The sequence below is a fragment of the Kitasatospora sp. NPDC096077 genome, from assembly GCF_040303245.1.
GTDB lineage: Bacteria > Actinomycetota > Actinomycetes > Streptomycetales > Streptomycetaceae > Kitasatospora.
This window is the reverse complement of sequence record NZ_JBEOSV010000011.1, coordinates 98691-119981: the sequence shown is the minus strand read 5'-3', so window position 1 is coordinate 119981 and position 21291 is coordinate 98691. Positions and strand designations below refer to the sequence as shown.

Here is a 21291-nt window from a genome sequence, read left to right as displayed (position 1 = left end):
GGCCGCGGCCTGACGTCGTCCTGTCCCGTCCCGCTGGGAGCGTGAGCTCGCGGGGCACCGTACGTACCCCTTCAGGAACGGAATCCCGTCCACCATGCGCAACTGGACCACGCGCGCCGAGACCGGCGCCGACATCCCCGCCGTCCGCGACATCAACCTCGCCGCCTTCGACACCGCCGGGGAGGCCGACCTCGTCGACGCCCTGCGGGCCGACCCCGCCTGGATCGAGGGTCTGTCGCTCCTCTCGGCCGACGAGCACGGCACCGTCGTCGGCCACGCCCTGCTGACCCGCTGCCACATCGGCGACGTCCCGGCCCTGTGCCTGGCCCCCTGCGCCGTGCTCCCCGAGTACCAGCGCACCGGCGCCGGCTCCGCCGCGATCCGCGCCGCCCTCGCAGCGGCGACGGACCTCGGCGAGCGGTACGTGGTCGTCCTCGGGCACCCGGACTACTACCCCCGGTTCGGCTTCGGCCGGGCCTCCACCCACGGCATCGGCCTGAGCATCGAGGTCCCGGACGAGGCCCTGATGGCCCTCGCCCTGGACCCGGGGCACCCGCTGCCCGCCGGTACCGTCCGCTACGCGGCACCGTTCGGCATCTGACGGACGGGGCCGGGCGGGGCGTCGACCGCCCCGCCCGGCCCCTTTCGACTTTCGACCGTCAACGCCGTCAGGCCCCAACCTCTCAGACCTCGACCGCTCAGACCTCGACCGCGGTGCCCTCGGCGAGGGAGCGCTCGGCGGCCGCCAGGATCTCCACCACCCGCAGGCCGAAGTCCGCGTCGCACGGGTGCGGCCGGCCCGAGGCGGCGGAGGCCAGCAGGGCGTCCAGCGCCCGGTGGAGGGCGACGGTCGGGCCCTCGCCTCGCTCGGGCAGCTGTGCCACCCCGTGTTCGCCGCGCAGTTCCATCGCGATGCCGCCGCCCGCCCGGGGGGCGGTCAGGCTGAGCGCGAGCGTGCTGGAGGCGCCGCCGGCGTGGCGCAGCACCAGGTGGACGGTGTCCAGCGGTCCGGCGACGGCGGTGACCCGGGTCGCGTCGCCCAGCACCGGCAGCAGCACGGACAGCGCATGCGGGCCGACGTCCCAGAGCGCGCCCTTGTCCTGGCGCCAGGCCGAGGCCGCGTACGGGCTGGTGCTGCCCGGGGCGAACACCGAGCCGAGCCAGTCGGAGCGGCCGGTGAACCAGCCGCCCAGTTCGGCGTGGTGTTCCAGCCACGGGATCTGCTCGCCGCCGAAGCGGACGGTGAAGAACACCACCGATGCGCGGCGGTGGGCGCGCACCGCCTCGGCCACCGCGCGGGCGTCCGGCACGGTGAACGCGACCGGCTTGTCCAGCAGCAGGTGGCAGCCGGCCTCGGCGGCCCGGACCGCGAGCCCGGCCTGGACGGACGGCGGCAGGGCGATGGAGACCGCGTCCACCTCGGCGAGCAGCCGGTCGAGGTCGGCGAGACCGGGCACGCCGTGGGCCGCGCCCAGTGCCTCGGCGGCCTCCGGGCGGCGGCCCCAGACGCCGGTGAACTCCACCCCGGGGTGCTCGGCCAGCACGGGTGCGTGCACCCGCTCCGCCCAGGTGCCGGTGCCCAGCAGTCCGATCCGCACGATGTCTCCGTTCCTCTGTACCGCCGGCCTCTGCACTGCCGACCTCTGAACTGCCCGGTCACGCTCCGTGACCGGGCAGGGAGGTCACTCCGCGGTGGCGGCGTTCGCTGCCGCGGCGGCCTTGGCCGCCTCCTCCGCCTCGATCTTCGCGTGGGTCTTCGCCGCGCGGCGCTTCATCACCCAGGCCGAGATCGCCCCGATCAGCACGGCCGCCGCCAGGCCCGCCCAGGAGAACCGGGCCAGCCACGGTTCGATGGCCTTGCCGACCTTGTAGACCAGCAGCGTCGTACCGCCGGCCCAGACGATGCCGCCCAGCACGTTGGCGATCAGGAACTTCCAGTACGGCATCTTCAGCGCGCCCGCGAGCGGACCGGCGAAGATCCGCAGCAGGGCGATGAAGCGGCCGAAGAAGACCGCCCACATGCCCCACTTCTGGAACGAGCGCTCGGCGGTCGCCAGGTGCGCGGGCCCGAAGTGCTTGGGGAACTTGCGCCCCAGCTTCTCGAAGAGCGGCTTGCCGCCCTTGCGGCCGATCGAGTAGCCGATCGAGTCGCCGATGATCGCGCCCGCGATCGCACAGGCCGCGATCCCCCACGGGCTCACCACGCCCTTGACGGCCATCAGGGACGCCGTGACCAGGGCGATCTCGCCGGGCAGCGGGATGCCCAGCGATTCGATGCCGATGATCAGGCCGATCAGGGCGTACACCGCGGTCGGTGGAACGCTCTCGATCCAGGCGTCGATGTGCAAGGCCAGTACCTCCGTGGCAGGTCGGAACCGGGCCCGGCTCCCCGTGGAGCCGGACGTGCGGTCCGGCGGTCATCCGATGGCGGCACCCGGGCCGCTCCCCCGGGGCGCAGCCTAACGTGCCGGGTGGGCCTGTCCCCCGGCCGATCACCCGTGGTTACGACGTACGCCCCCGCGCCAATAGTTCCAGGCCGACCGGCGTTTCTTCAAGAATTGGTAAAACGCAGGGCGGCCACCGAAGGCCTCTGCTTCATCCGGCGGACGACCGGCAGCAGCACCCGCAGCAGACCGCGGCCGCCCTCGGGGTAGACCTCCCGGATCCCGGTGACCGCCGGGTGCGCGCCGGCCAGCTTGCCGAGCTCGTCCGCGTCCATCCCGAACGGCATCGGCGGCGCCTGGTAGTGGCGGTCCCGCAGCTTGCCCTCGACGGCCCGCCGGCTCATCCAGCGCGGCACCGCGTCCAGCACCATGGCCCCGCCCGGGAAGCGTGCGGCGCAGGCCGCGATCAGCTCCCGGACCTCGGTCGGCCGCAGGTACATCAGCAGCCCGGCGGTGCTGATCAGCACCCCGCGCTCCGGGTCCGGGTCCACCGCGTCCGTCCAGCGGAGGTCGGTGGCCAGGCAGGCCAGGATCCGGCGCCGCCCGTCCGGCGGGAGCAGCCGCTCGCGCAGCCCGGCCGTCTCCGGCAGGTCCACCGACAGCCACTCGGCCCGTCCGTTGTCCACCCGCCAGGACTGGGTCTCCAGTCCGTCCCCCAGCCCGACCACCGTGGCGCGCGGGAACCTGGTCAGGAAGTCCGCCACCTCCCGGTCGAAGCAGGCCGCCCGCAGCCCCTGCAGCTGGCCCACCGTCGCGGCCGTCCCGAACCGCTCCGCGAACGGGAAGTCGATCCGCTCCACCAGCTCGACCGCCACCGGGTCGTGCAGCACCGTGTCCGGCCGCCGTGCCTCCAGCGCCCGGTGCCACAGCGTCCACAACGCCGTCTCCGGCACCTGCCCCAGCTCCGGCCGTTCCCCGCCGCTCATCGCTCACTCCTTCGGACGTGCACCGCGCTCCGGCATGAACCCGCCGATTCTGACACCCGCCGCGCGCCCCCTCTCCCGCCGACGCGCCGGTTCCCGGGCGCCGCGGCGGGCCCCGGGCGCCCCGGCGGGCGGGACGGCGCTCAGGACGGGACGGCGCTCAGGACGAGGCGGCCTCGCAGACCCGGATCACTTCCGCCGAGTCCCGGCCGCCGTCCGGGTGGGACGGGTTCCACAGCCGGTCGGCCTCACCGCGGGCGACGTGCTCCTCGTAGACCCGCACCTTCTCCCGCATCACCTCCAGGGTCACCTGGAGGTCCCGGATCTGCGCCGCGACGTCGTCCTGGTGCCGGCGCAGCAGTTCCAGCCGCTCCCGTTCGTTGCCGGTGCCCGCCCGGACCAGGTCGATGTAGCCGCGGATCATCGCCACCGACATACCGGAGGAGCGCAGCCGCAGGCAGATCGCCAGCCACTCCAGGTCCTCCTCGTGGTAGACCCGGCGGCCGTTGGACAGCCGGCGCACCGGGTTGGCGAACAGCCCCTCCCGCTCGTAGAAGCGCAGGGCGTGCACGCTCAGTCCGCTGCGCCGGGCCACCTCACCGATGCTCAGGTCCATGACCACCCCTCCCTCGTCCGACCGTCGATCCCGACCGATCCCGACCGATCCCGACAGTTGATCTAGACAGGACTCTAGGACCTACCGTCGAGCCGTCGGCCGATCCGACCGGGTCAGCCCCTCCCAACTGGCGGAAGCAGGAGAGCAGATGGGCGTTTGGTTCGTCACCGGGGCGTCGCGCGGGCTCGGCGCGGAGATCACCCGCGAGGCGCTGGAGCGCGGCCACCGGGTGATCGCCACCGCGCGGGACGTGACGGCGGTGCGCGCGGCGCATCCGCGGCGGTCGGCCGAACTGCTGGCGGTGACCGCGGACGTGACCGACCCGGCGCAGTCGGCGGCCGCCGTGGCGGCCGGGCTGGAGCGGTTCGGCCGGATCGACGTGGTGGTCAACAACGCCGGTTACGGCGTGGTCGGCGCGATCGAGGAGGTCTCGGACGAGGCCGCCCGGGCGCAGTTCGACGTCAATGTGTTCGGCGTGCTCAACACCCTGCGGGCCACCCTGCCGACGCTGCGCGCCCAGCGGTCCGGCCACGTACTGAACATCGGCTCGGTGGCCGGGTTCGCGACCGCGCCGGCCACCGGGCTGTACGGGGCCTCGAAGTTCGCCGTCGAGGGCATCTCCGAGGCCCTGCACGGCGAACTGGCCCCGCTCGGCGTCCGGGTCACCGTCGTCGAACCGGGCGGCTTCCGCACCGACTTCCTGAGCGGCTCCAGCCTGCGCGCCGAGCCGGCCGTCATCGCCGACTACGCGGCCGGCGCGGGCCCGGTGCGCGAGGCGCTGGCGGGCTTCGACGGCCGTCAGCCCGGAGACCCGGCGAAGGCCGCCCGGGCCGTCGTCGACATCACCGAGGTCGACGAGCCGCCGCTGCGGCTGCAGTTGGGCGCGGACGCGGTCGAACGGGTGGAGGCGAAGCTGGAGTTCGTCCGGCAGGAGCTCGACCGGTGGCGCGGGGTGGCGCTCTCCACCGCCCTCTGAGGCCCGAGTTCGGACCGCGGCCGTTCACCCGGACGTCTCGCCGCTCACCCGGACGTCTCGGCCGCCGCGGGCTCCCGCTCCGACCCCGGTGCCGGCACCGGCTCGGGGGTGACCCGGCGGATGCTCAGGACGGTGAGCAGCGCGACGGCCGCACCGACCACCGGTACGGCGGCCGGTCCGACGCCCGACAGTGCGAGGCCGCCGAGTCCGCCGCCGACCGCCACCCCGAGGAACTGGGCCGAGAAGTGCAGTCCCAGGGCCTGGGCCGAGAAGTGCAGTCCCAGGGCCTGGGCGCGCTGGGCGGGCGCCAGGCCGGCCAGCCGGGTCTGCTGGCTGATGCCACCGGACCACCAGGCCGCACCGAAGGTGAACATCAGCGGGAACGCGACCGCCGTGGCGAGCAGCGGCGTGCGGGTGGCGGTGAGCGCGGCCAGCACGGTGAGCAGCCCGGCGATCAGGGTGAGCGCGCCGCGCAGGACCCGGGCGAGGCCGTGGCGGGCGATCAGCCCGCTGACGGCGCGGCCCGCGAGCAGGCCGCCGGCGCCGAACACGATCATCAGCGCGGCCACCCCGGTGCTGCCGAACCCGGCCGCCCGGTGGGCCACCGGGTCGAGGTAGGTGTAGACGCAGTAGGCGGCCAGGAAGAGCCCGAAGGTGGTCGCCAGGCCCCAGCGGATCGGGGTGCGGTGCAGCAGGTTGAGCCGCCCGGCGGCGGGGTTGCCGCCCGCGGGGACGGCGGGCAGGCCGGTCCGGACCGCGACGGCGGTGGCCACCGCGAGGAGTGTCACGAACCAGAACGAGGCGCGCCAGCCGAGGGCCGAGCCGATGACGGTGCCGATCGGGGCGCCCAGGGTGAGTGCCACCGCGTTGCCGCCGGCGGTCACCGAGATCGCCCTGGGCAGTTCGTCGGGCGCGCAGAGCGCGGCCGCGGTGGCGGCGGCGGGGGCTGCGAAGAGGGCGGCCCCCAGGGCGGCGAGCACCCGGGCCGCGACCAGGACGGCGTAGTCGGGGGCGAGTGCGGCGAGGGCGTTCGCGGCGGCGAAGAACAGGGCGGCGCCGGTCAGCAGCCGCCTGGGCTCGACCTGGTGGAACAGGCCGATCAGCGGCGGTCCGGCCAGGGCGTAGACCAGCGCGAACACCGTGACCAGCTGGCCGCACAGGGAGACCGAGGTGTGCATGTCGTGCGCCACGCTCGGGAGCACCCCGGCGATCACATAGCCCTCGGTGCCCACGGTGAACGTGCCGAGGGCCAGGAGGTAGATCCGTGGGTTCATGGTCCGACGGTACAACATCCGTTGAACCATTGGAAAGGGCTCTCCTCCACACGGAAATGACGGAGCATCACGGTGCCGGGGCGACGGATCCATGCGCCCGGAGCCTCCGTCACCACGGAAAGTAGAATCAGGGCATGCGCGATGCGTTCCACGCCGAACTGGCGACCGTCACCCTGGCCGCGGCCATGCACGGTCTCAGCGACCCGCTGCGACTGCGGATCGTCGACCTGCTGGCCCGCCAGGGCGAGACCGAGTGCTCGGTGATCTACAACGCCCTCGGGATCAGCAAGTCGAACGCCTCCCACCACTTCCGGGTGCTGCGCGAGTGCGGCCTCATCCTGCGCACCCATCAGGGGCAGCAGCAGAGCGCCCGGCTGCGCGCCGAGGAGTTCGACGAGCGGTTCCCGGGGCTGCTCCGCGCGGTGCTGGACAACGTGGACGGCGTGGACAAGGCGAACGGCGCGAACGGCGCCGCCTGAGGCCGCGCCGTCCGCGACTCCCGCCGTCCGTGACTCCCGCCGTCCCGCCGTAGCCTTCCGCCCCGCTCAGCCGACGCTGAAGGCCCCGTCCGGCGGGGGCGGCGAGTCGGTGGCCTCCGCGTCGGTGACCGGCGCGGTGCGGCCCACCAGGGCGGCCAGTTCCTCGCCCGCGGTGAGCCGGGCCGGGAAGATGTCACCCGCCAGCAGCCTGGTCAGCTCCGCCACCGGCAGCGGCGCCGTCGAACCGGCCAGCAGCACATTGCCGTACCGGCGCCCACGCAGCACCGGCGCCTCCGCCACCAGGCAGACGTACGGGAACACCGCCCGCACCGTCGCCGCCTGCGCCTTGGCGAAGGCCAGCGGCGGGCCGTCCGCCAGGTTGGCGGCGTAGCAGCCGCCGGGGCGCAGGGCGCGCGCGGCCAGCCGCAGGAACTCCACCGAGGTCAGGTGCGCCGGGGTGCGGGAGCCGTGGAAGACGTCCGCGATCACCAGGTCCTGCGAGCCGGCCGGGACGTCGGCCAGCGCCGCCCGGGCGTCGCCGACCGTCGCGGTGATGTCCGCGCCGGGGCCCTGCCAGGGCAGCTGCCCGGCGACCAGGTCGAGCAGCGGCCCGTCCACCTCCACCACCCGCTGGCGGGAGCCGGGCCGGGTGGCCGCCAGGTAGCGCGGCATGGTGAGCGCGCCCCCGCCCAGGTGCAGGGCGTCCAGCGGCCGTCCGGCGGGGGCCAGGGCGTCGGCCAGGTGGCCGAGCCGGCGGGTGTACTCGAACTCCAGGTGGGTCGGGTCGGCCAGGTCGACGTACGACTGCGGGGTGCCGTCCAGGGTGAGCAGCCAGCCGCCCTCGCGGTCGAGGTCCGGCATCAGCTTGGCGAAGCCGAGGTCGGTGGCCCGGCCGACCGGCACCGGCTCGTCCGTCACGCCGTCTCCCCGACCGGCCGCACGTCCAGGTAGCCGGCCAGCCAGCGGTCCAGCTCGGCGAACACCTCGGTGCGGGCCGCCTCCTGGGACAGCACCAGGTCGTGCATGCCGCCCTCGATCCGCACGATCGTCACGTGCCGGCCCAGCCGCGGGCCCTGCGCGGCGATGTCGTCGGCGCGCAGCACGGCGTCCGCGTGGTGCAGGGCGTGCTGCCAGGTGGTGGTGGAGATCGACCGGGTGGAGGCCATCAGCAGCACCGGCACGTCGATGCCGAGCCCGTGCCGCAGCTGCCGGTGCCCCTGGTGGATCGCGGACAGCCAGCCCGCGTACAGCGGGAAGCCCTCGGCGGGCTTGAGCCGCAGGTCGAAGTCCCACTCGCCCTTGTGGTCCCGGTGCAGGCTGTGGGTGTAGTGCGGGTTGAGCGAGGAGGGCAGGATGCGGGTCGGCTTCATCCGCCCGAGCGCGGTGACCACCGGGCCGCCGGCCGTCCGCACGGCCGCCCCGGCCGGCATCGACAGGAACGGGCTGTTCAGGAACAGGCCGTCCACCAACCCGCGACCGGCCCGGCGACCGGCCCACAGGGCGCCCACCAGCCCGCCGGTGGAGTGCCCGTTCAGCAGCAGCTGCCGGTGCCCGTCCACCTCCCGGATGATCCGCACCGCCTCGTCGAGCTCCTCGTCGTACTCGACGAGGTCCCGGACGAAGTTCGGCGACTGGTGCGGGCGCAGCGACCGGCCGTACTTGCGCAGGTCGAGGGCGTAGAAGGAGAAGCCCAGCGCGGCGTAGTGGTCCGCCAGATTGGTCTGGAAGAAGTAGTCGTTGTACCCGTGGATGTACAGCACCGCCCGCTCGGCCCCCGGCACCAGCCGGCGCACCAGGGTCGCGCAGACCGCCCCCTCGTCGTCCGGCCGCAGCGCCAGCTCCGCCGCCTCGTAGGGGGCACCCAGGATGTCTTCCCGAAACTCCATCTGCCGCCGCACCCGTCCCTCTGTTCCGCCCGCCGTCGCGGCAGGTCACCGCCCGTTTCCAGGCTCGACGATACCGGCCGGTAGCCACCGGGCGCGCGGCGGAGTGCCGCAGGTGGGGGTCGGGGGCGACCGGGGGGCCGGCAGGGGCGGCTCGGGGCCCGGCAGGGGGTCGTTCCGCGCCTCCCGGCCGCTTCCCGTGCGCCTGCTGTGCGCCGGTGGTCATGTGGAACGCTTCCCGGACGGATCAGGCGAGTTGGGGAGAATAGATGGATTCGTCGCTCTACCGTTCGGCCGCCGAGGCGATCGCGGCCCCGCCGGAGAAGCTGGCGTACGTGGCCGGGTTCGACCGCTCGGCGCGGCGGCCGGACGCCTTGCTCACCGTGGACACCGATCCCGCGTCGGCGAGCTACGGAAAGGTGCTCAACTTCGCCGAACTGCCGACCCTCGGCGACGAGTTGCACCACTTCGGGTGGAACGCCTGCTCCAGCGCGCTGGCGCACGCCTGCCACGACAACCCGGAGCGGCGGTTCCTGCTGCTGCCGGGGCTGCGGTCCTCGCGGCTGCACGTGATGGACACCCAGCCGGATCCGGTGCGCCCCCGGCTGGTCAGGACGGTGGAGGCCGAGGAGCTGGCGGCGAAGGCCGGGTACTCCCGGCCGCACACCCTGCACTGCGGCCCGGACGGGGTGTTCCTGTCCTGCCTGGGCTCCGGCGAGGGCGGGGACGGCCCCGGCGGGGTGGCGCTGCTGGACCACTCCACCTTCGAGGTGCTGCGCCCCTGGGAGACCGAGCGCGGGCCGCAGCACTTCGCGTACGACGTCTGGTGGCACCTCGGCACGGGCGTCGGGGTGACCAGCGAGTGGGGCACCCCGTGGATGGTCGAGGACGGCGTGCTGCCCGAGCAGCTGCTCGGCCGCAAGTACGGGCACGCGCTGCACTTCTGGGAGCTGGGCACCGGGCGGCACCTCCAGCGGGTCGACCTCGGCGACCAGTACCAGATGGTGCTGGAGCTGCGCCCGGCGCACGACCCCGAGGCGGAGTGGGGGTTCGCCGGGGTGGTGGTGAACGTCGAGGACCTCTCCTCCTCGGTCTGGCTCTGGTACCGGGAGGGCCCGGCGTTCACCGCGCGCAAGGTGATCGAGATCCCCGCCCAGCCCGCCCCGGTCGCCGAACTGCCGCCCGCGCTGCAGCCGTTCGGCGCGGTGCCGCCGCTGGTCACCGACATCAACCTGTCGGTGGACGACCGCTGGCTGTACGTCTCGGCCTGGGGCACCGGCGAGCTGTTCCAGTACGACGTCTCGGACCCGTTCCACCCCCGGCTGGCCTCCTCCGTACGGCTGGGCGGGGTCGTCGCCCGGACGCCGCACCCGGCCGAGCCGGGACGGCCGCTGAACGGGGCGCCGCAGATGGTGGAGATCAGCCGGGACGGCCGGCGGCTCTACCTGACCAACTCCCTCTACGGCGCCTGGGACGACCAGTTCTACCCGGACGGCATCGACCCCTGGCTGGTCAAGCTGGACGCCGACCCGGTCGCCGGCGGCCTGAGCGTCGACGAGCGGTTCTTCCCGCACGGCGCCGACTTCCGGGGTCTGCGGGTCCACCAGACCCACCTGGCGGGCGGGGACGCCTCCTCGGACTCCTACTGCTACCGGTGACGCTCTAGGAACGGAGTGGCTGGTCGAACCGCACCCGGGTCAACGGCAGTCCCACCGCGAGCAGTTCGGCGCGCACCGAGGCGATCATCCCGGCCGGGCCGCTGACGCAGGCCAGGTGCTCGCGCCAGTCGCCGGCGGCCGCGACGGTGTCGGCGAGCCGCCCGGCCGTCACCGGGGTGAGCGACAACCACGGTTTGTGCAGCACGAGTTCGGAGAGCGCCCGCCAGTCGTAGAGGTCGGAGCGGTCGCGCGCGCCGACGAACAGGTGGACCTTGCGGCCCGGCGGGCGGTGCAGGGCCTGCTGCTCGACGATCGCCTTCATCGGGGCGAGCCCGGTGCCGCCCGCGACCAGCAGCAGGTCGCGGGTGTCGCCGTCGGGCAGCAGGCCGCCGCGCGGCGGGCCCAACCGCAACCGGTCGCCGACGGCGGTGTGCCCGACCAGCGCCGCGCTGACCCCGCCGGGGCCGGTGCGGCGCACGTGGAACTCCAACTCGTTGTCGCCGCGCGGGGCGCAGCCCATCGAGTACTGCCGCCAGGTGTGCGGCAGGGCCGGGTGCTCGACCGTGCCGTACTGGCCGGCCCGGTACGGGTACGGTTCGCCGGTGCGCACCCGCAGCACGGCGAGGTCCGGGCGGCGGCGCTCGTGGCCGGTCACCACGGCGTGCCAGTACGGGGGTTCGGTGAGCGCGGAGTCGGCGCCGGCCACCATCGCGCCGACGGCGAAGCGCAGCATCCGCACCCAGGCGGCTTCCAGCTCCTCGGTCCAGCGTTCGCCGGCCCGGTCTCGCAGGGCCGCGCACAGGGCCTCCTCGAAGGCCTCGTAGTGGACCGGCCGGACCCCCAGTTTCCGGTGGTCGCGGCCGAGTTGGCGCAGGGTGCGGTCCAGTTCGGCGGGCTGGTGCAGGTGGTCGACCAGGTGGTGGAAGATGCGTTCCAGGTGGGCCTGCTGGAACTCCATCGAGGCGGGGAAGAGCGGACGCAGGTAGGGGCGGCGGCGGAACATCACCGCGTACAGGTGGTCGATCAACTCGGAGAGCGGGGCGATCAGTTCGAGGTCGCGCCGGATCAGGTACTGGTCCCCGGCGCCGTCGTACCCCGCGCAGCCGCCGTGACCGTGGTCGCCGACGCCGGGACCGCTCCCCGACGGCGAGGCGGGGGCGAGGAGTTGGCGCCGCAGTCGCATCGCGTGGTGGCGGGCGATCAGACGGTCGTACTCGGCGGTGGCGGTGGCGGCCGCGTCGGCCTGGCTGCTGTTGTCCATGACCTGCCCAGTGAACTGCCGGGCGGGCGGCCCCGGGAAGGGCCGATGGCCCCGGGTGGGCCCGGGACCATCGACCCCTCCGTCAGTGCACCTCCCGGCTCGGGCCGCCGGCCCGCCGGGGCTCCTCGTCCAGCCCGGACCGGCGCTCGGTGGCGTCCCAACTCGCCAGCAGCCGCAGCGACTCGGCGGAGGGGCTGCCCGGTTCGGCGTGGTAGGTGACCAGCACCTGGTCACTCTCCCCCGCCGGGTACAGGGTCTCGTACTGGAGACTGAGCGGGCCGACCACCGGGTGGTGCAGCCGCTTGGTGCCCTGCCCCTTCTCCTTGATCCGGTAGCTGGCCCAGAGACTGCGGAAGTCCTCGCACTTGAGCGAGAGTTCGCCGACCAGCGAGGCGAGCCTCGGGTCGTCCGGGTAGCGGCCGGCCTCCAGCCGCAGCAGCCCGACCACGTCGCTGGCCTTGCCCTCCCAGTCCTCGAAGAGCCGGCGGGCGGCCGGGTCGAGGAAGACGTGCCAGGCCATGTTGCGCTGCTCGGGCGGCATCGCCGCGAAGTCGCCGAGCAACGCGGTGCCGATCCGGTTCCAGGCGATGATGTCCAGGCGCCGCCCGAGCACGTACGCGGGCACGCCCTCCATCGCGTCCAGCAGCTGCTGCAGCGCGGGCCGCACCCGCTGCGGGCGGGCGAAGGCGGTGCGCCCTGGGCGACGCCGGGCGGGCGCGGTGAGCCGGCCGAGGTGGTCACGCTCGGCCGGCCCGAGCCGCAGCACCCGGGCGACGGCGTCCAGGACCGCCGCGGAGACGTTCTCGCCGTGGCCCTGTTCGAGCCGGGTGTAGTAGGCCGTGCTGACCCCGGCCAGCTGGGCCAGCTCCTCGCGGCGCAGCCCGGGCACCCGTCGGCGGGTGGTGCCGCCGGGCAGGCCCACGTCCTCGGGCCGCAGCCGGGCGCGGCGGGATCGGAGGAACTCGCTGAGTTCGGTGCGCTGGTCCATGACTGCAGTATGCGGGCGCGGCGGCGGGCCCGGGGGCGGGCGAGGGTGACACTGCCGTGCGTAGGTTGCGCGGTCCTACGCTGTGCTCCCGTACGTGCGGCCGTGGTACGCACGACCGTCGTACGTGCGGCTGTCGTACGAACAACGCCGACCTGGTTGGCCCCGCCGCCCCGGCGCAGTCTGATGGGCATGACCGACGAGACGACAGCCACGCAGCACACCGCCACCCGCACCGTCGCCGCCTACGCGGCCCAGCGCCCGAACGCCCCGCTGGCCAAGACCACCGTCACCACCCGGGCCGTCGGCGAGCACGACATCGTGATCGACATCCGCTACTCCGGCATCTGCCACTCGGACATCCACCAGGTGGGCGAGGACTGGGGCGACGGCATCTTCCCGATGGTCCCGGGCCACGAGATCGCCGGGCTGGTCAGCGAGGTCGGCCCGGGCGTCACCCGCTGGAAGGTCGGCGACCGGGTCGGGGTCGGCTGCTTCGTCGACTCCTGCCGGGAGTGCGACCACTGCCGGGCCGGGCTGCAGCAGTACTGCACCGGCGAGGGCGGCATGGTCTTCACCTACAACGGCGTCGGCAAGGACGGCCGCCCGACCTACGGCGGTTACGCCGCCGAGCTGGTGGTGGACGAGGCGTACGCGCTGCGCATCCCGGACGGCCTGCCGCTGGACGCCGCCGCGCCGCTGCTGTGCGCGGGCATCACGGTGTACTCGCCGCTGTCCCACTGGGGCGCCGGCCCGGGCAAGAAGGTGGCGATCGTGGGCCTGGGCGGCCTCGGCCACATGGGCGTGCAGCTCGCCCACGCGATGGGCGCGGAGGTCACCGTGCTCAGCCAGTCGCTGCGCAAGCGCGCGGACGGGCTGCGGCTGGGCGCGGACCACTACCGGGCCACCTCCGACCCGGCGGTCTTCGAGGAGCTCGCGGGCAGCTTCGACCTGATCGTCAACACCGTCTCCGCCGACCTCGACCTGACCGCCTACATCGGTCTGCTGCGCGTCGACGGCACCATGGTGCAGGTCGGCGTGCCGGAGAAGCCGCTCACCCTGTACCCGTTCCCGCTGGCCATCGGGCGCCGCTCGCTGGCCGGTTCGGCGATCGGCGGGCTGCCGGAGACCCAGGAGATGCTGGACTTCTGCGCGGAGCACGGCATCACCGCGGAGATCGAGCTGATCCGGGCCGAGCAGATCAACGAGGCGTACCGGCGGGTGCTGGACGGGGACGTCCGGTTCCGCTTCGTGATCGACGCCTCGACCATCTGAGGGCCGCGACCATCTGAGGGCCGCGACCCGCTGAGGGCCTCGACCGCTCCTCCGACAACGGAGGACGGCAGGGCGGAACGCCCCGCGCCCCCGGTGCTCTCCCACCACCGGGGCGCGGGGCGTCGCCGACGACTCCCGGCCGGGCCCGGTCCCTGGACCCCCGCCGGAGCCCGGTCCCTAGACCCCCGCCGGAGCCCGGCGCTGCGTGCGCCGGTCCTCCCGCCGCTGCCGCCCACGGCGCAGCGGCTGGTCGGGCAGCCAGCCGAAGGTCAGGCAGGCACCCACGATGCCGAGCAGCATCCCGATCACGAAGCCGCCCAGGTTGGACGTCACCCAGCTGCCCAGCGAGGCGAGCACGGCGAGGATGGAGTAGAACAGCCGCTGTGTCGGGTTGAACAGGATCAGCAGGCCGCACAGCACCATCACCGACGGCACCAGGTACCCCGCCAGGCCCACCAGCGAGATGTGCAATAGGAGGGGCAGCGGGGCCCACAGCGTGAAGAGGATCTCGGCGCCGCCGAGCGTCACCAGCAGCCCGCCCCAGAACGGTCGCCCGCCCCGCCAGTCGCGTTTGACCCGGCCCGCGGGGCTCGCGGGCGCAGGGGTCGCAGCGGTCGTGGCGGCACTCGCGGGCGCAGCGGTCGCAGCGGCTCCGGTGGGAGCGGCGGCGGCGCCGGGGGCGGGGTCGGGGGCCGCGGCGGGCGGGGCGGTCGTCCCCTCGGCCGCCACCTCCCCGCTCTGCGGCCCGGCGCCCTCGCCGGTTCCGGCCCGCTCCGGTACGGACTCCGTCATGGTCAGCAGCCCTTGGAGCTGAAGCTCAGCCGCAGATTGGGCAGCTTGAACCCGACGGCGGTGCTCGCGTAGTTGTGCTGGTTGACGTTGGTCAGCGTGACGTGGTCGGCCTGCTGGCCGAAGACGCCCCGGCCGCCCACGCCGACCGGGCCGGCCTTGGTGTAGGTGCTGGCGTCGCCGCCGATCTCGATGTTCTTGAACTGCGCGTTGCCGGCGGTCAGCAGGTCGGAGTCGGTGGTGAGGTCGGAGGCCGCCACCGGGGTGCCCTGGTCGCCCGCGCGGATCAACAGGTTGACGCCGCCGAGGTCCACGCTCTGGCAGAGGTTGGTGATCTCGGCGGTCTTGATCGCCGACACCGCGACCAGCACCTGCCCGCCGGTCTTGCCCTGGTTGGGGCTGCCGGGAATCATGTGGTCCAGCGAGCCGAACTGGGCGAAGCCCTCGCCGTCGATCTTGTCGGCGGTGATGGTGAACGGCATGCCGGAGATGGAGAACTGCGCGGCGAGCACGCCCTGGGCGGTGAGGGTCATCAGGATGCCCCCGACCGCGACGGCCGGGACGGCCATCAGGGCGGAGCGCTTCATCCGCACCCGTCCTCTTGTGCGCCCGGTCGGCGGCTGCGGGGACTCCGCCGCGGCGGCGGTCTCCTCGGACATGGCCATGTGTGCTCCCTGTGGATGGATGGGTGTGCAGGCACTGGCACGTTGTCCTGGCGCGGACAGCGTTCCGCGCTCCGACCGGGCCGTCCGGCCCTCGACTGCAGGGCGGATCGGGTCGGAGCGCGATGAGTAACTGGGAAGCTACTGCTCGGTATTCGCCGGGTCAATACAGGTGCACGAAGGATCTTCACCAATCCTCGACCCGAGCCGGGCGGCCGCCTCGGCCGGCCCGAGGAAGGGCGCCAGGCAGAACATCGCCAACACCGGTAGCAGGTCCGGCAGTTGATCGGTACGACCGGAGGAGATCCGCCGGTACACCGCGCTGTAGACGCCGCCGACCACCGCGTCCACCATCTCCTGCACCTCGACCCCGCCCGGAAGTTGGGGCACTTCGGCGAAGAACGCCCGGAACCGGGTCAGAAGTTGGTCCCGCTCGCGTCGGCCGGCCGGGCCGACCGCCTCGATCTCGATCACCGCCATGGTCGCGAACGACGGGGTACCTGCGAGGAGTTGGAGCATCGCCCCGAGCGCCTGGCGGATCCCGGTGCACCAGTCGGATTCGGCCGCGAAGGCCGCCGCCATCCGGCGGATCACCACCCCGGTCCCGTGCCGGTGCGCGGCCAGGAAGGCGTCCTCCTTGCCGCTGAACAGCTCGTAGAAGACCGGCCTGGTCACCCCCGCCGCGCTGCAGATGTCGCTCACCGTCGCGTGCTGGTAGCCGTGTTCGGCCACCGTGCGGACCAGCCCGTCCAGCAGCCGTTCGCGCTGGGTCGCGGCGACCACGCCGGCGGGCAGCCGGCGCGGGCCGGGCTTGATCGACCGGGCCGGATCCCGGCCGGTCCGGGCACCCGGCAGCAGGATCAGGTCGGAACTCCTGCGACGTTTGGGATCCATCACCAACTCCTGTGTCCTGTATTGACATTGACGTAACACTGGGTTTACAACTCTGCCAGGTTTCCAACCCGGTCGGTGCGCAGGCCACCACCGGCCGGAACCCTACCCAGCACCGCTGCACGCTGCACGATCGCAAGACCGCCGTACCGCACGAGCGGGCCCGTGGCGCCGGGCCCGCAGGCACCCGCGGTCCGGCGGCGCTCCGGCACGCCATGCACCTCCCCCGCCGTGCACACCACCACACCCGCCGGCGGGGATTCCCCCCACCCGTCCCCGGGACGGAGAGAGGCACCCTCATGCGCATCCGCCGCACGCTCGCAGCCGCTTCCCTCGCCGCCATCGCCCTCACCGGCGCCGCCGTCGCACCCGCCCAGGCCAACGCCGCCGCCGTCATGACCCAGGGCAGCGCCTCCGGCCCCGCCATCGCCGTCGGCGACAACCTGGTCGCCAACCTGGTCTCCGGCACCGCCGCCACCTTCACCGACGGCGCCGGCAGCACCAACGGCGTCAGCTGTGCCAGCTCCTCCTTCTCCGCGACCGTGACCTCCAACCCGGCCGCCCCCGGCAACGCCACCGAGCAGCTCAACAACCAGTCCTTCGACCAGTGCACCTCCAGCGTCATGGGCGTCATGAGCGTGCAGAGCGTCACCGCCACCAGCCTGCCGTACACCAACACGATCACCTCCGGCTCCGGCGCCGCCTCGCTCAACGGCACCAGCGCCGGCCCGGTCGGCATCACGGTCGTCCTGAACACCCTGCTGGGCCAGGTCAGCTGCGTCTACCAGAGCCCGAACGGCATCACCGGCAGCACCTCGAACAGCAACAGCAGCATCACCTTCGCCAACCAGCCGGCCAACCTGGTCTCCGGCCCCGGCCTGTGCTTCTCCACCGGCTACTTCAGCGCCAGCTACGGCCCGGTCACCGACAGCACCGCCGCCGGCAGCCCGGTCCTGTACGTCAACTGACGCCCCGGGCAACGGTTCCACGTGAGCGGCGTCCGGCGGGCAACAGCCCGCCCGACGCCGCGCCCCCCCCCCCTCCCCCGCCCGGCCCCGCCCCCCCCCCGGGCCGTCCGCCCCACCGGCGCCTTCTTCGCCCGCGGAGCCGGACTGCGCACGCCCGTCTCGGTCCGGGTCGCCGACCCGGGCTACGGCTTGATGCAGAAGTACGCCACCAGGCACGCGGTCAGGCTCAGCAGCAGCTGCCCCAGCATCGCCACCGGCATCACGTCCCGGTCCGACCTGCCCTCCCGCTTCGCCGCCAGCAACCGCCGCGCCAGCTCCCGGCGGTGGCCGACGGCACCCAGCGGGAACGCCAGCATCGCCGCGGCGAACATCGCCAGCGAGTCGGCCGGATCCATCTCCTTGATCCGATAGTGCGCCAGCAGCATCAACGCCCCGGCGAACGGCGCCAGCGCCGTCATGATCCGGTACTCCCGGGTGGGCATCGGCGGCACCAGCACCGCCCAGAACAGCACCGTCACCAGCACCACGATCCACCACCAGGTGGCCACGCTCAGCCCCAATGGGGTCATGCCCCGCTCCCCCCTGTCCGTGGGACGTCCGCCCACGCACATCCATTCCCGGCACCCTAACCACGCCCCCGCCCCGGAGCCCCGCCGCCCCCGGGACAAGCAAGTGACCGGCCGGTAGGGTGGCGCCGCACGGGCCCGACGGAACGGGCCCGGCGAACCGGAACGGGGCAGTCGGATGACCAGCGGCAGCAGCGGCGCGAACAGCGGCGGCGGCGCGAACGGCGGCGGCACGGGCTTCTTCACCTCGGTGGCCGACACCGCCGAACGGCTGGCCGCGACCGGCTACCTGGCCTCCACCGCCGTGGCCACCACCGTCTTCCTCGCCGACCGGCTCGGCAAGCCGCTGCTGGTCGAGGGCCCCGCCGGCGTCGGCAAGACCGAACTCGCCAAGGCCGTCGCCGAACTGGGCGCCGCCCGGCTGGTGCGGCTGCAGTGCTACGAGGGCATCGACGAGGCCCGCGCGCTGTACGAGTGGAACCACGCCAAGCAGCTGCTGCGGATCACCGCCGGCCGCGACGAGGGCTGGGACCAGGCCCGCGGCGACATCTTCGGCGAGGAGTTCCTGCTCACCCGCCCGCTGCTCACCGCCATCCGCGGCGAGGAGCCCACCGTGCTGCTGATCGACGAGATGGACAAGGCCGACGTCGAGGTCGAGGCGCTGCTGCTGGAGGTGCTCAGCGACTTCCAGGTGACCGTCCCCGAGCTCGGCACCATCACCGCGAGCCGCCGCCCCTTCGTCCTGCTCACCTCCAACGCCACCCGGGAGCTCTCCGAGGCGCTGCGCCGCCGCTGCCTCTTCCTCCACCTCGACTACCCGGACGCGGAGTTGGAGCGCCGGATCGTCCGGCTCAAGGTGCCCGGCCTGGACGACACCCTGGCCGCCTCGCTGGTCCGGGTGGTCGGCGCGCTGCGCGCCCTGGAGCTGCGCAAGGCGCCGTCCGTCGCCGAGACCATCGACTGGGCCCGCACCCTGCTGGCGCTCGGCGCCGACACCCTGGACGACGCGGTCGTCCGGGACACCCTCGGGGTGATCCTCAAGCACCAGGACGACATCCGGAAGGCCGCCCAGAAGCTCACCCTCGCGTGAGCGGCACCCCCGCGACCCCCGGCATCCCCGCAGCCCCCGCGCCCGCCGACACCGCCGCCCGGCTCACCGGCCTGGTCCGCGCCCTGCGCGGGCACGGCCTGCGGATCGGCCCGGCCGAGACCGTGGACGCCGCCGCCGTCCTCGACGTGCTCGGCCTCACCGACCGCGAGCAGATGCGGGCCGGACTGGCCGCCGCGCTGCTCCGCTCGGAAGGCCAACGGCCGGTCTTCGACGCCTCCTTCGACCTGTTCTTCCCGCTCGGCATCGGCACCCCCGAGGCCGTGCGCAACTCCCCGCCGCCGGTGCCCGACGACCCCGAACCGCCCCGCTTCGGCCGCCCCGACCCGCTGCGCGACCAGTTGCGCGAGCGGCTGGCCGCCGCCCTGGCCGCCGACGACCGGGCCGCCCAGGCCCGGCTGGCCGGCGAGGTGGTCGAGGCCTTCGGCCGCTACGGCACCGGCGGCACGCCCGGCTCGGACGGCTGGTCCGCGCACCAGGCGCTCGGCCGGCTCGCCCCCGAGACCCTGCTCGCCCGGATCCTCGCCGCGCTGCGGCAGCAGGGCGCGGACGACCTCTCCGACCGCGTCCTCGCCGACGAGATCCGCCGCCGGATCCGGGACTTCCGCTCCCTGGTCTCCGGCGAGGCCCGCCGCCGGGTCGCCGAACTGCGCGGCGCCGAACGGATCGCGGAGCGCGCCGTCGCCCCCACCGCGGACCGGATCGACTTCCTGGCCGCCGGCCGCGATCAGCTCGCCGAACTGCGCCGCACCGTCCACCCGTTGGCCCGCAAGCTGGCCACCCGGCTGGCCGCCCGGCGCCGCCGCGCCGCCCGCGGACGGATCGACCTGCGCCGCACCCTGCGCCGCTCGCTCGGCACCGGCGGGGTGCCGCTGCGCCCGGCGTACCGGCTGCGCCGCCCGGCCCGGCCCGAACTGGTGCTGCTCTGCGACGTCTCCGGCTCGGTGGCGGGCTTCGCCGACTTCACCATGCTGCTGGTCCGGGCGATGAGCGAACAGTTCAGCAAGGTCCGGGCGTTCGCCTTCGTCAACCGCACCGCCGAGGTCACCGACCTGCTGCGACGCGGCCAGGACGACCCGGCCCGGCTCGCCGCGCGGATCCTCGCCGAGGCCGAGGTGATGGGCTACCACGGCAACAGCGACTACGGTTCGGCGCTGGGCGACTTCGCCGATCACCACCTGGACGCGGTCGGCCCGCGCACCTGCGTCCTGGTCCTCGGCGACGCCCGCAACAACCACCGCGACCCCAACCCCGAGGCGCTGCGCCGGATCGCGGCCCGGGCCCGCCGGGTGTTCTGGCTCAACCCCGAGCACCCCGGGCTCTGGGGCACCGGCGACTCCGCCGCCCCGGCGTACGCGGACGTGGTGGAGATGCACGACTGCCGCAACGCCCGCCGGCTCGGCGAACTGATCGCCCGCCTGCTGCCGGTCTAGGTCTCGCTCCGGCAGCAGGCGGGGCGCGGCCGCCTGAGCGAGTCGGGCCGGCGGTCCTAGCGGTTCTACTTGTCCAGGCTCGCCAGGAAGTCCAGCAGCGCCGCGGTCACCTCGGCCGGGCGCTCCTGCTGGGTCCAGTGCCCGGTGTCCGGCAGCCGCACGTGCCCGTGCAGCCTGGGCAGCCGGCCCAGCAGGTAGGCCAGGGCGCCCGGCGGCAGCATCGCGTTCACCAGGTCCTGGTCGCCCGCGATGTACAGCGCCGGCACCTCGACCGTCACCCCGGTGAAGGCGGCCAGCAGTTCGGCGTTGCGGTCCAGGTTGCGGTACCAGTTGAGCCCGCCGGTGAAGGCCCGCCCGCCGTGCGGCGCGTAGTCGGCGGTGAAGGCGTCGAGGTCGGCCTCGGTGAGCCAGTCCGGCAGCCGCTCGGGCTCCGGGACGGTGTCCAGCAGGCCCTGGCCCTCGGGGACGATCCACGGGCGCGGCACGCCGTCCGGCTGGATGCCGCACAGGATGCGCCGCAGGCTGGACCTGATGTCGGCGGCCAGCTCGGCGTCGGCCCGGCCGGGCTCCTGGAAGTAGATCTGGTAGAAGCCCTCGCCGAAGTTCTCCCGGGCCGCGGTCAGCGGCGGCGGCCCGCCCACCGGCAGCGGCGGCACGCTCAGCCCGGCGACCCCGCGCACCAGGTCCGGCCGCAGCGCGGCGGTGGCCCAGGCGACCGGCGCGCCCCAGTCGTGCCCGACCAGCACGGCCCGCTCCTCGCCCAGCGCGCCGATCAGCGCGGTGACGTCGCCGACCAGGTGCAGCAGGGAGTACTTGTCCACGTCCTCCGGCTGGGAGCTGCGGGCGTACCCGCGCTGGTCGGGGGCGACCACCCGGTACCCGGCCTCGGCGAGCGGCCCGAACTGGTGCCGCCAGGAGTACCAGCTCTCCGGGAAGCCGTGCAGCAGCAGGACCAGCGGTCCCTCGCCCTGTTCCGCGAGGTGCAGCCGGACGCCGTTCACCTCGACCTGGCTGTGCTTGATCGCCTCGTTCAACTGCCGCTCCCGATCTGCTCGGTCCGATCCTCGCGACCCTCCTGCCCGCTCGGCGGGCGGGTGACA

General features: G+C 74.1%; 22 protein-coding genes. 8 read left to right on the top strand and 14 right to left on the bottom strand.

Features of this window, described 5'->3' with window-relative positions:
* Positions 1 to 94: 94 nt before the first annotated feature.
* On the top strand, positions 95 to 601 hold the full coding sequence (locus tag ABTZ03_RS13750) for a GNAT family N-acetyltransferase (protein ID WP_350513112.1): 507 nt from the start codon (positions 95 to 97) through the stop codon (positions 599 to 601).
* Positions 602 to 698: 97 nt separating this feature from the next.
* Here ABTZ03_RS13750 and ABTZ03_RS13745 read toward each other — a convergent pair whose 3' ends face one another.
* The 4 genes from ABTZ03_RS13745 to ABTZ03_RS13730 all read right to left on the bottom strand — a co-directional run bounded on the left by ABTZ03_RS13745 (position 699) and on the right by ABTZ03_RS13730 (position 3983).
* Positions 699 to 1598 (bottom strand): Gfo/Idh/MocA family protein, encoded by a 900-nt coding sequence (locus ABTZ03_RS13745; protein WP_350513111.1) that lies wholly within the window; start codon positions 1596 to 1598, stop codon positions 699 to 701.
* Between the two features lie 84 nt (positions 1599 to 1682).
* Positions 1683 to 2348, bottom strand: a complete 666-nt coding sequence (locus ABTZ03_RS13740; protein WP_350513110.1) for a DedA family protein — start codon at positions 2346 to 2348, stop codon at positions 1683 to 1685.
* 203 nt (positions 2349 to 2551) lie between these two features.
* Positions 2552 to 3370, bottom strand: coding sequence for a class I SAM-dependent methyltransferase (locus ABTZ03_RS13735; protein ID WP_350513109.1), 819 nt, complete (start codon positions 3368 to 3370; stop codon positions 2552 to 2554).
* Positions 3371 to 3527: 157 nt separating this feature from the next.
* Positions 3528 to 3983: a MerR family transcriptional regulator gene (locus ABTZ03_RS13730; protein WP_350513108.1), complete on the bottom strand. Its 456-nt coding sequence runs from the start codon at positions 3981 to 3983 to the stop codon at positions 3528 to 3530.
* Between the two features lie 148 nt (positions 3984 to 4131).
* Between ABTZ03_RS13730 and ABTZ03_RS13725 the strand changes: the two genes are divergently transcribed.
* On the top strand, positions 4132 to 4959 hold the full coding sequence (locus ABTZ03_RS13725; RefSeq protein WP_350513107.1) for an oxidoreductase: 828 nt from the start codon (positions 4132 to 4134) through the stop codon (positions 4957 to 4959).
* A gap of 44 nt (positions 4960 to 5003) precedes the next feature.
* Here ABTZ03_RS13725 and ABTZ03_RS13720 read toward each other — a convergent pair whose 3' ends face one another.
* Entirely contained in the window at positions 5004 to 6233 is a 1230-nt protein-coding gene (locus ABTZ03_RS13720) for an MFS transporter (protein WP_350513106.1), read from the bottom strand.
* A 134-nt stretch (positions 6234 to 6367) separates the two neighbouring features.
* Here ABTZ03_RS13720 and ABTZ03_RS13715 point away from each other — a divergent pair, with 134 nt between their 5' ends.
* Positions 6368 to 6712 (top strand): ArsR/SmtB family transcription factor, encoded by a 345-nt coding sequence (locus ABTZ03_RS13715; RefSeq protein ID WP_350513105.1) that lies wholly within the window; start codon positions 6368 to 6370, stop codon positions 6710 to 6712.
* 66 nt (positions 6713 to 6778) lie between these two features.
* Here the strand turns inward: ABTZ03_RS13715 and ABTZ03_RS13710 are convergent, their stop codons facing one another.
* Positions 6779 to 7573 carry a spermidine synthase gene (locus ABTZ03_RS13710; RefSeq protein ID WP_350513196.1) on the bottom strand — a complete coding sequence of 265 codons (795 nt, stop codon included), beginning with the start codon at positions 7571 to 7573 and terminating at the stop codon, positions 6779 to 6781.
* Between the two features lie 53 nt (positions 7574 to 7626).
* Positions 7627 to 8598 carry an alpha/beta hydrolase gene (locus tag ABTZ03_RS13705; protein ID WP_350513104.1) on the bottom strand — a complete coding sequence of 324 codons (972 nt, stop codon included), beginning with the start codon at positions 8596 to 8598 and terminating at the stop codon, positions 7627 to 7629.
* A 266-nt stretch (positions 8599 to 8864) separates the two neighbouring features.
* Here ABTZ03_RS13705 and ABTZ03_RS13700 point away from each other — a divergent pair, with 266 nt between their 5' ends.
* On the top strand, positions 8865 to 10253 hold the full coding sequence (locus ABTZ03_RS13700) for a selenium-binding protein SBP56-related protein (RefSeq protein WP_350513103.1): 1389 nt from the start codon (positions 8865 to 8867) through the stop codon (positions 10251 to 10253).
* A 4-nt stretch (positions 10254 to 10257) separates the two neighbouring features.
* Here the strand turns inward: ABTZ03_RS13700 and ABTZ03_RS13695 are convergent, their stop codons facing one another.
* Both ABTZ03_RS13695 and ABTZ03_RS13690 read right to left on the bottom strand, forming a co-directional pair.
* Complete coding sequence (locus ABTZ03_RS13695; protein ID WP_350513102.1) at positions 10258 to 11514, bottom strand: globin domain-containing protein; 1257 nt, start codon at positions 11512 to 11514, stop codon at positions 10258 to 10260.
* 82 nt (positions 11515 to 11596) lie between these two features.
* Positions 11597 to 12502, bottom strand: coding sequence for a helix-turn-helix domain-containing protein (locus tag ABTZ03_RS13690; RefSeq protein ID WP_350513101.1), 906 nt, complete (start codon positions 12500 to 12502; stop codon positions 11597 to 11599).
* Between the two features lie 189 nt (positions 12503 to 12691).
* On the opposite strand from ABTZ03_RS13690, the gene ABTZ03_RS13685 reads away from it, so the two are divergent.
* On the top strand, positions 12692 to 13774 hold the full coding sequence (locus ABTZ03_RS13685) for an NAD(P)-dependent alcohol dehydrogenase (RefSeq protein ID WP_350513100.1): 1083 nt from the start codon (positions 12692 to 12694) through the stop codon (positions 13772 to 13774).
* A 177-nt stretch (positions 13775 to 13951) separates the two neighbouring features.
* On the opposite strand, the gene ABTZ03_RS44235 is transcribed toward ABTZ03_RS13685, so the two are convergent.
* From ABTZ03_RS44235 to ABTZ03_RS13670, 3 genes are all read right to left on the bottom strand, one after another.
* On the bottom strand, positions 13952 to 14566 hold the full coding sequence (locus tag ABTZ03_RS44235) for a DUF6114 domain-containing protein (RefSeq protein ID WP_400918272.1): 615 nt from the start codon (positions 14564 to 14566) through the stop codon (positions 13952 to 13954).
* A gap of 2 nt (positions 14567 to 14568) precedes the next feature.
* On the bottom strand, positions 14569 to 15228 hold the full coding sequence (locus ABTZ03_RS13675; protein ID WP_350513099.1) for a DUF6230 family protein: 660 nt from the start codon (positions 15226 to 15228) through the stop codon (positions 14569 to 14571).
* A 138-nt stretch (positions 15229 to 15366) separates the two neighbouring features.
* Entirely contained in the window at positions 15367 to 16119 is a 753-nt protein-coding gene (locus ABTZ03_RS13670) for a TetR/AcrR family transcriptional regulator (protein WP_350513098.1), read from the bottom strand.
* Positions 16120 to 16415: 296 nt separating this feature from the next.
* Here ABTZ03_RS13670 and ABTZ03_RS13665 point away from each other — a divergent pair, with 296 nt between their 5' ends.
* A complete protein-coding gene (locus ABTZ03_RS13665) occupies positions 16416 to 17084 on the top strand; it encodes a Tat pathway signal sequence domain protein (protein WP_350513097.1) in 669 nt (222 codons plus the stop codon).
* 182 nt (positions 17085 to 17266) lie between these two features.
* On the opposite strand, the gene ABTZ03_RS13660 is transcribed toward ABTZ03_RS13665, so the two are convergent.
* Entirely contained in the window at positions 17267 to 17653 is a 387-nt protein-coding gene (locus tag ABTZ03_RS13660) for a hypothetical protein (protein ID WP_350513198.1), read from the bottom strand.
* Positions 17654 to 17828: 175 nt separating this feature from the next.
* On the opposite strand from ABTZ03_RS13660, the gene ABTZ03_RS13655 reads away from it, so the two are divergent.
* Positions 17829 to 18740, top strand: coding sequence for an AAA family ATPase (locus ABTZ03_RS13655; RefSeq protein ID WP_350513096.1), 912 nt, complete (start codon positions 17829 to 17831; stop codon positions 18738 to 18740).
* A complete protein-coding gene (locus ABTZ03_RS13650) occupies positions 18737 to 20191 on the top strand; it encodes a VWA domain-containing protein (RefSeq protein WP_502894458.1) in 1455 nt (484 codons plus the stop codon). The genes ABTZ03_RS13655 and ABTZ03_RS13650 overlap by 4 nt, the downstream gene beginning before the upstream one ends.
* A 65-nt stretch (positions 20192 to 20256) precedes the next feature.
* Here ABTZ03_RS13650 and ABTZ03_RS13645 read toward each other — a convergent pair whose 3' ends face one another.
* Entirely contained in the window at positions 20257 to 21225 is a 969-nt protein-coding gene (locus ABTZ03_RS13645; protein ID WP_350513095.1) for an alpha/beta fold hydrolase, read from the bottom strand.
* Between the last annotated feature and the right edge of the window lie 66 nt (positions 21226 to 21291).

Bases quoted from the DNA above. Each gene is read 5' to 3' on its own strand.
- ABTZ03_RS13750 (WP_350513112.1), top strand. From the start codon at position 95: ATGCGCAACTGGACCACGCGCGCCGAGACCGGCGCCGACATCCCCGCC.
- ABTZ03_RS13735 (WP_350513109.1), bottom strand. From the start codon at position 3,370: ATGAGCGGCGGGGAACGGCCGGAGCTGGGGCAGGTGCCGGAGACGGCG.
- ABTZ03_RS13730 (WP_350513108.1), bottom strand. From the start codon at position 3,983: ATGGACCTGAGCATCGGTGAGGTGGCCCGGCGCAGCGGACTGAGCGTG.
- ABTZ03_RS13725 (WP_350513107.1), top strand. From the start codon at position 4,132: ATGGGCGTTTGGTTCGTCACCGGGGCGTCGCGCGGGCTCGGCGCGGAG.
- ABTZ03_RS13720 (WP_350513106.1), bottom strand. From the start codon at position 6,233: ATGAACCCACGGATCTACCTCCTGGCCCTCGGCACGTTCACCGTGGGC.
- ABTZ03_RS13715 (WP_350513105.1), top strand. From the start codon at position 6,368: ATGCGCGATGCGTTCCACGCCGAACTGGCGACCGTCACCCTGGCCGCG.
- ABTZ03_RS13710 (WP_350513196.1), bottom strand. From the start codon at position 7,573: ATGCCGGACCTCGACCGCGAGGGCGGCTGGCTGCTCACCCTGGACGGC.
- ABTZ03_RS13705 (WP_350513104.1), bottom strand. From the start codon at position 8,598: ATGGAGTTTCGGGAAGACATCCTGGGTGCCCCCTACGAGGCGGCGGAG.
- ABTZ03_RS13700 (WP_350513103.1), top strand. From the start codon at position 8,865: ATGGATTCGTCGCTCTACCGTTCGGCCGCCGAGGCGATCGCGGCCCCG.
- ABTZ03_RS13695 (WP_350513102.1), bottom strand. From the start codon at position 11,514: ATGGACAACAGCAGCCAGGCCGACGCGGCCGCCACCGCCACCGCCGAG.
- ABTZ03_RS13690 (WP_350513101.1), bottom strand. From the start codon at position 12,502: ATGGACCAGCGCACCGAACTCAGCGAGTTCCTCCGATCCCGCCGCGCC.
- ABTZ03_RS13685 (WP_350513100.1), top strand. From the start codon at position 12,692: ATGACCGACGAGACGACAGCCACGCAGCACACCGCCACCCGCACCGTC.
- ABTZ03_RS44235 (WP_400918272.1), bottom strand. From the start codon at position 14,566: ATGACGGAGTCCGTACCGGAGCGGGCCGGAACCGGCGAGGGCGCCGGG.
- ABTZ03_RS13675 (WP_350513099.1), bottom strand. From the start codon at position 15,228: ATGGCCATGTCCGAGGAGACCGCCGCCGCGGCGGAGTCCCCGCAGCCG.
- ABTZ03_RS13670 (WP_350513098.1), bottom strand. From the start codon at position 16,119: ATGGATCCCAAACGTCGCAGGAGTTCCGACCTGATCCTGCTGCCGGGT.
- ABTZ03_RS13665 (WP_350513097.1), top strand. From the start codon at position 16,416: ATGCGCATCCGCCGCACGCTCGCAGCCGCTTCCCTCGCCGCCATCGCC.
- ABTZ03_RS13660 (WP_350513198.1), bottom strand. From the start codon at position 17,653: ATGACCCCATTGGGGCTGAGCGTGGCCACCTGGTGGTGGATCGTGGTG.
- ABTZ03_RS13655 (WP_350513096.1), top strand. From the start codon at position 17,829: ATGACCAGCGGCAGCAGCGGCGCGAACAGCGGCGGCGGCGCGAACGGC.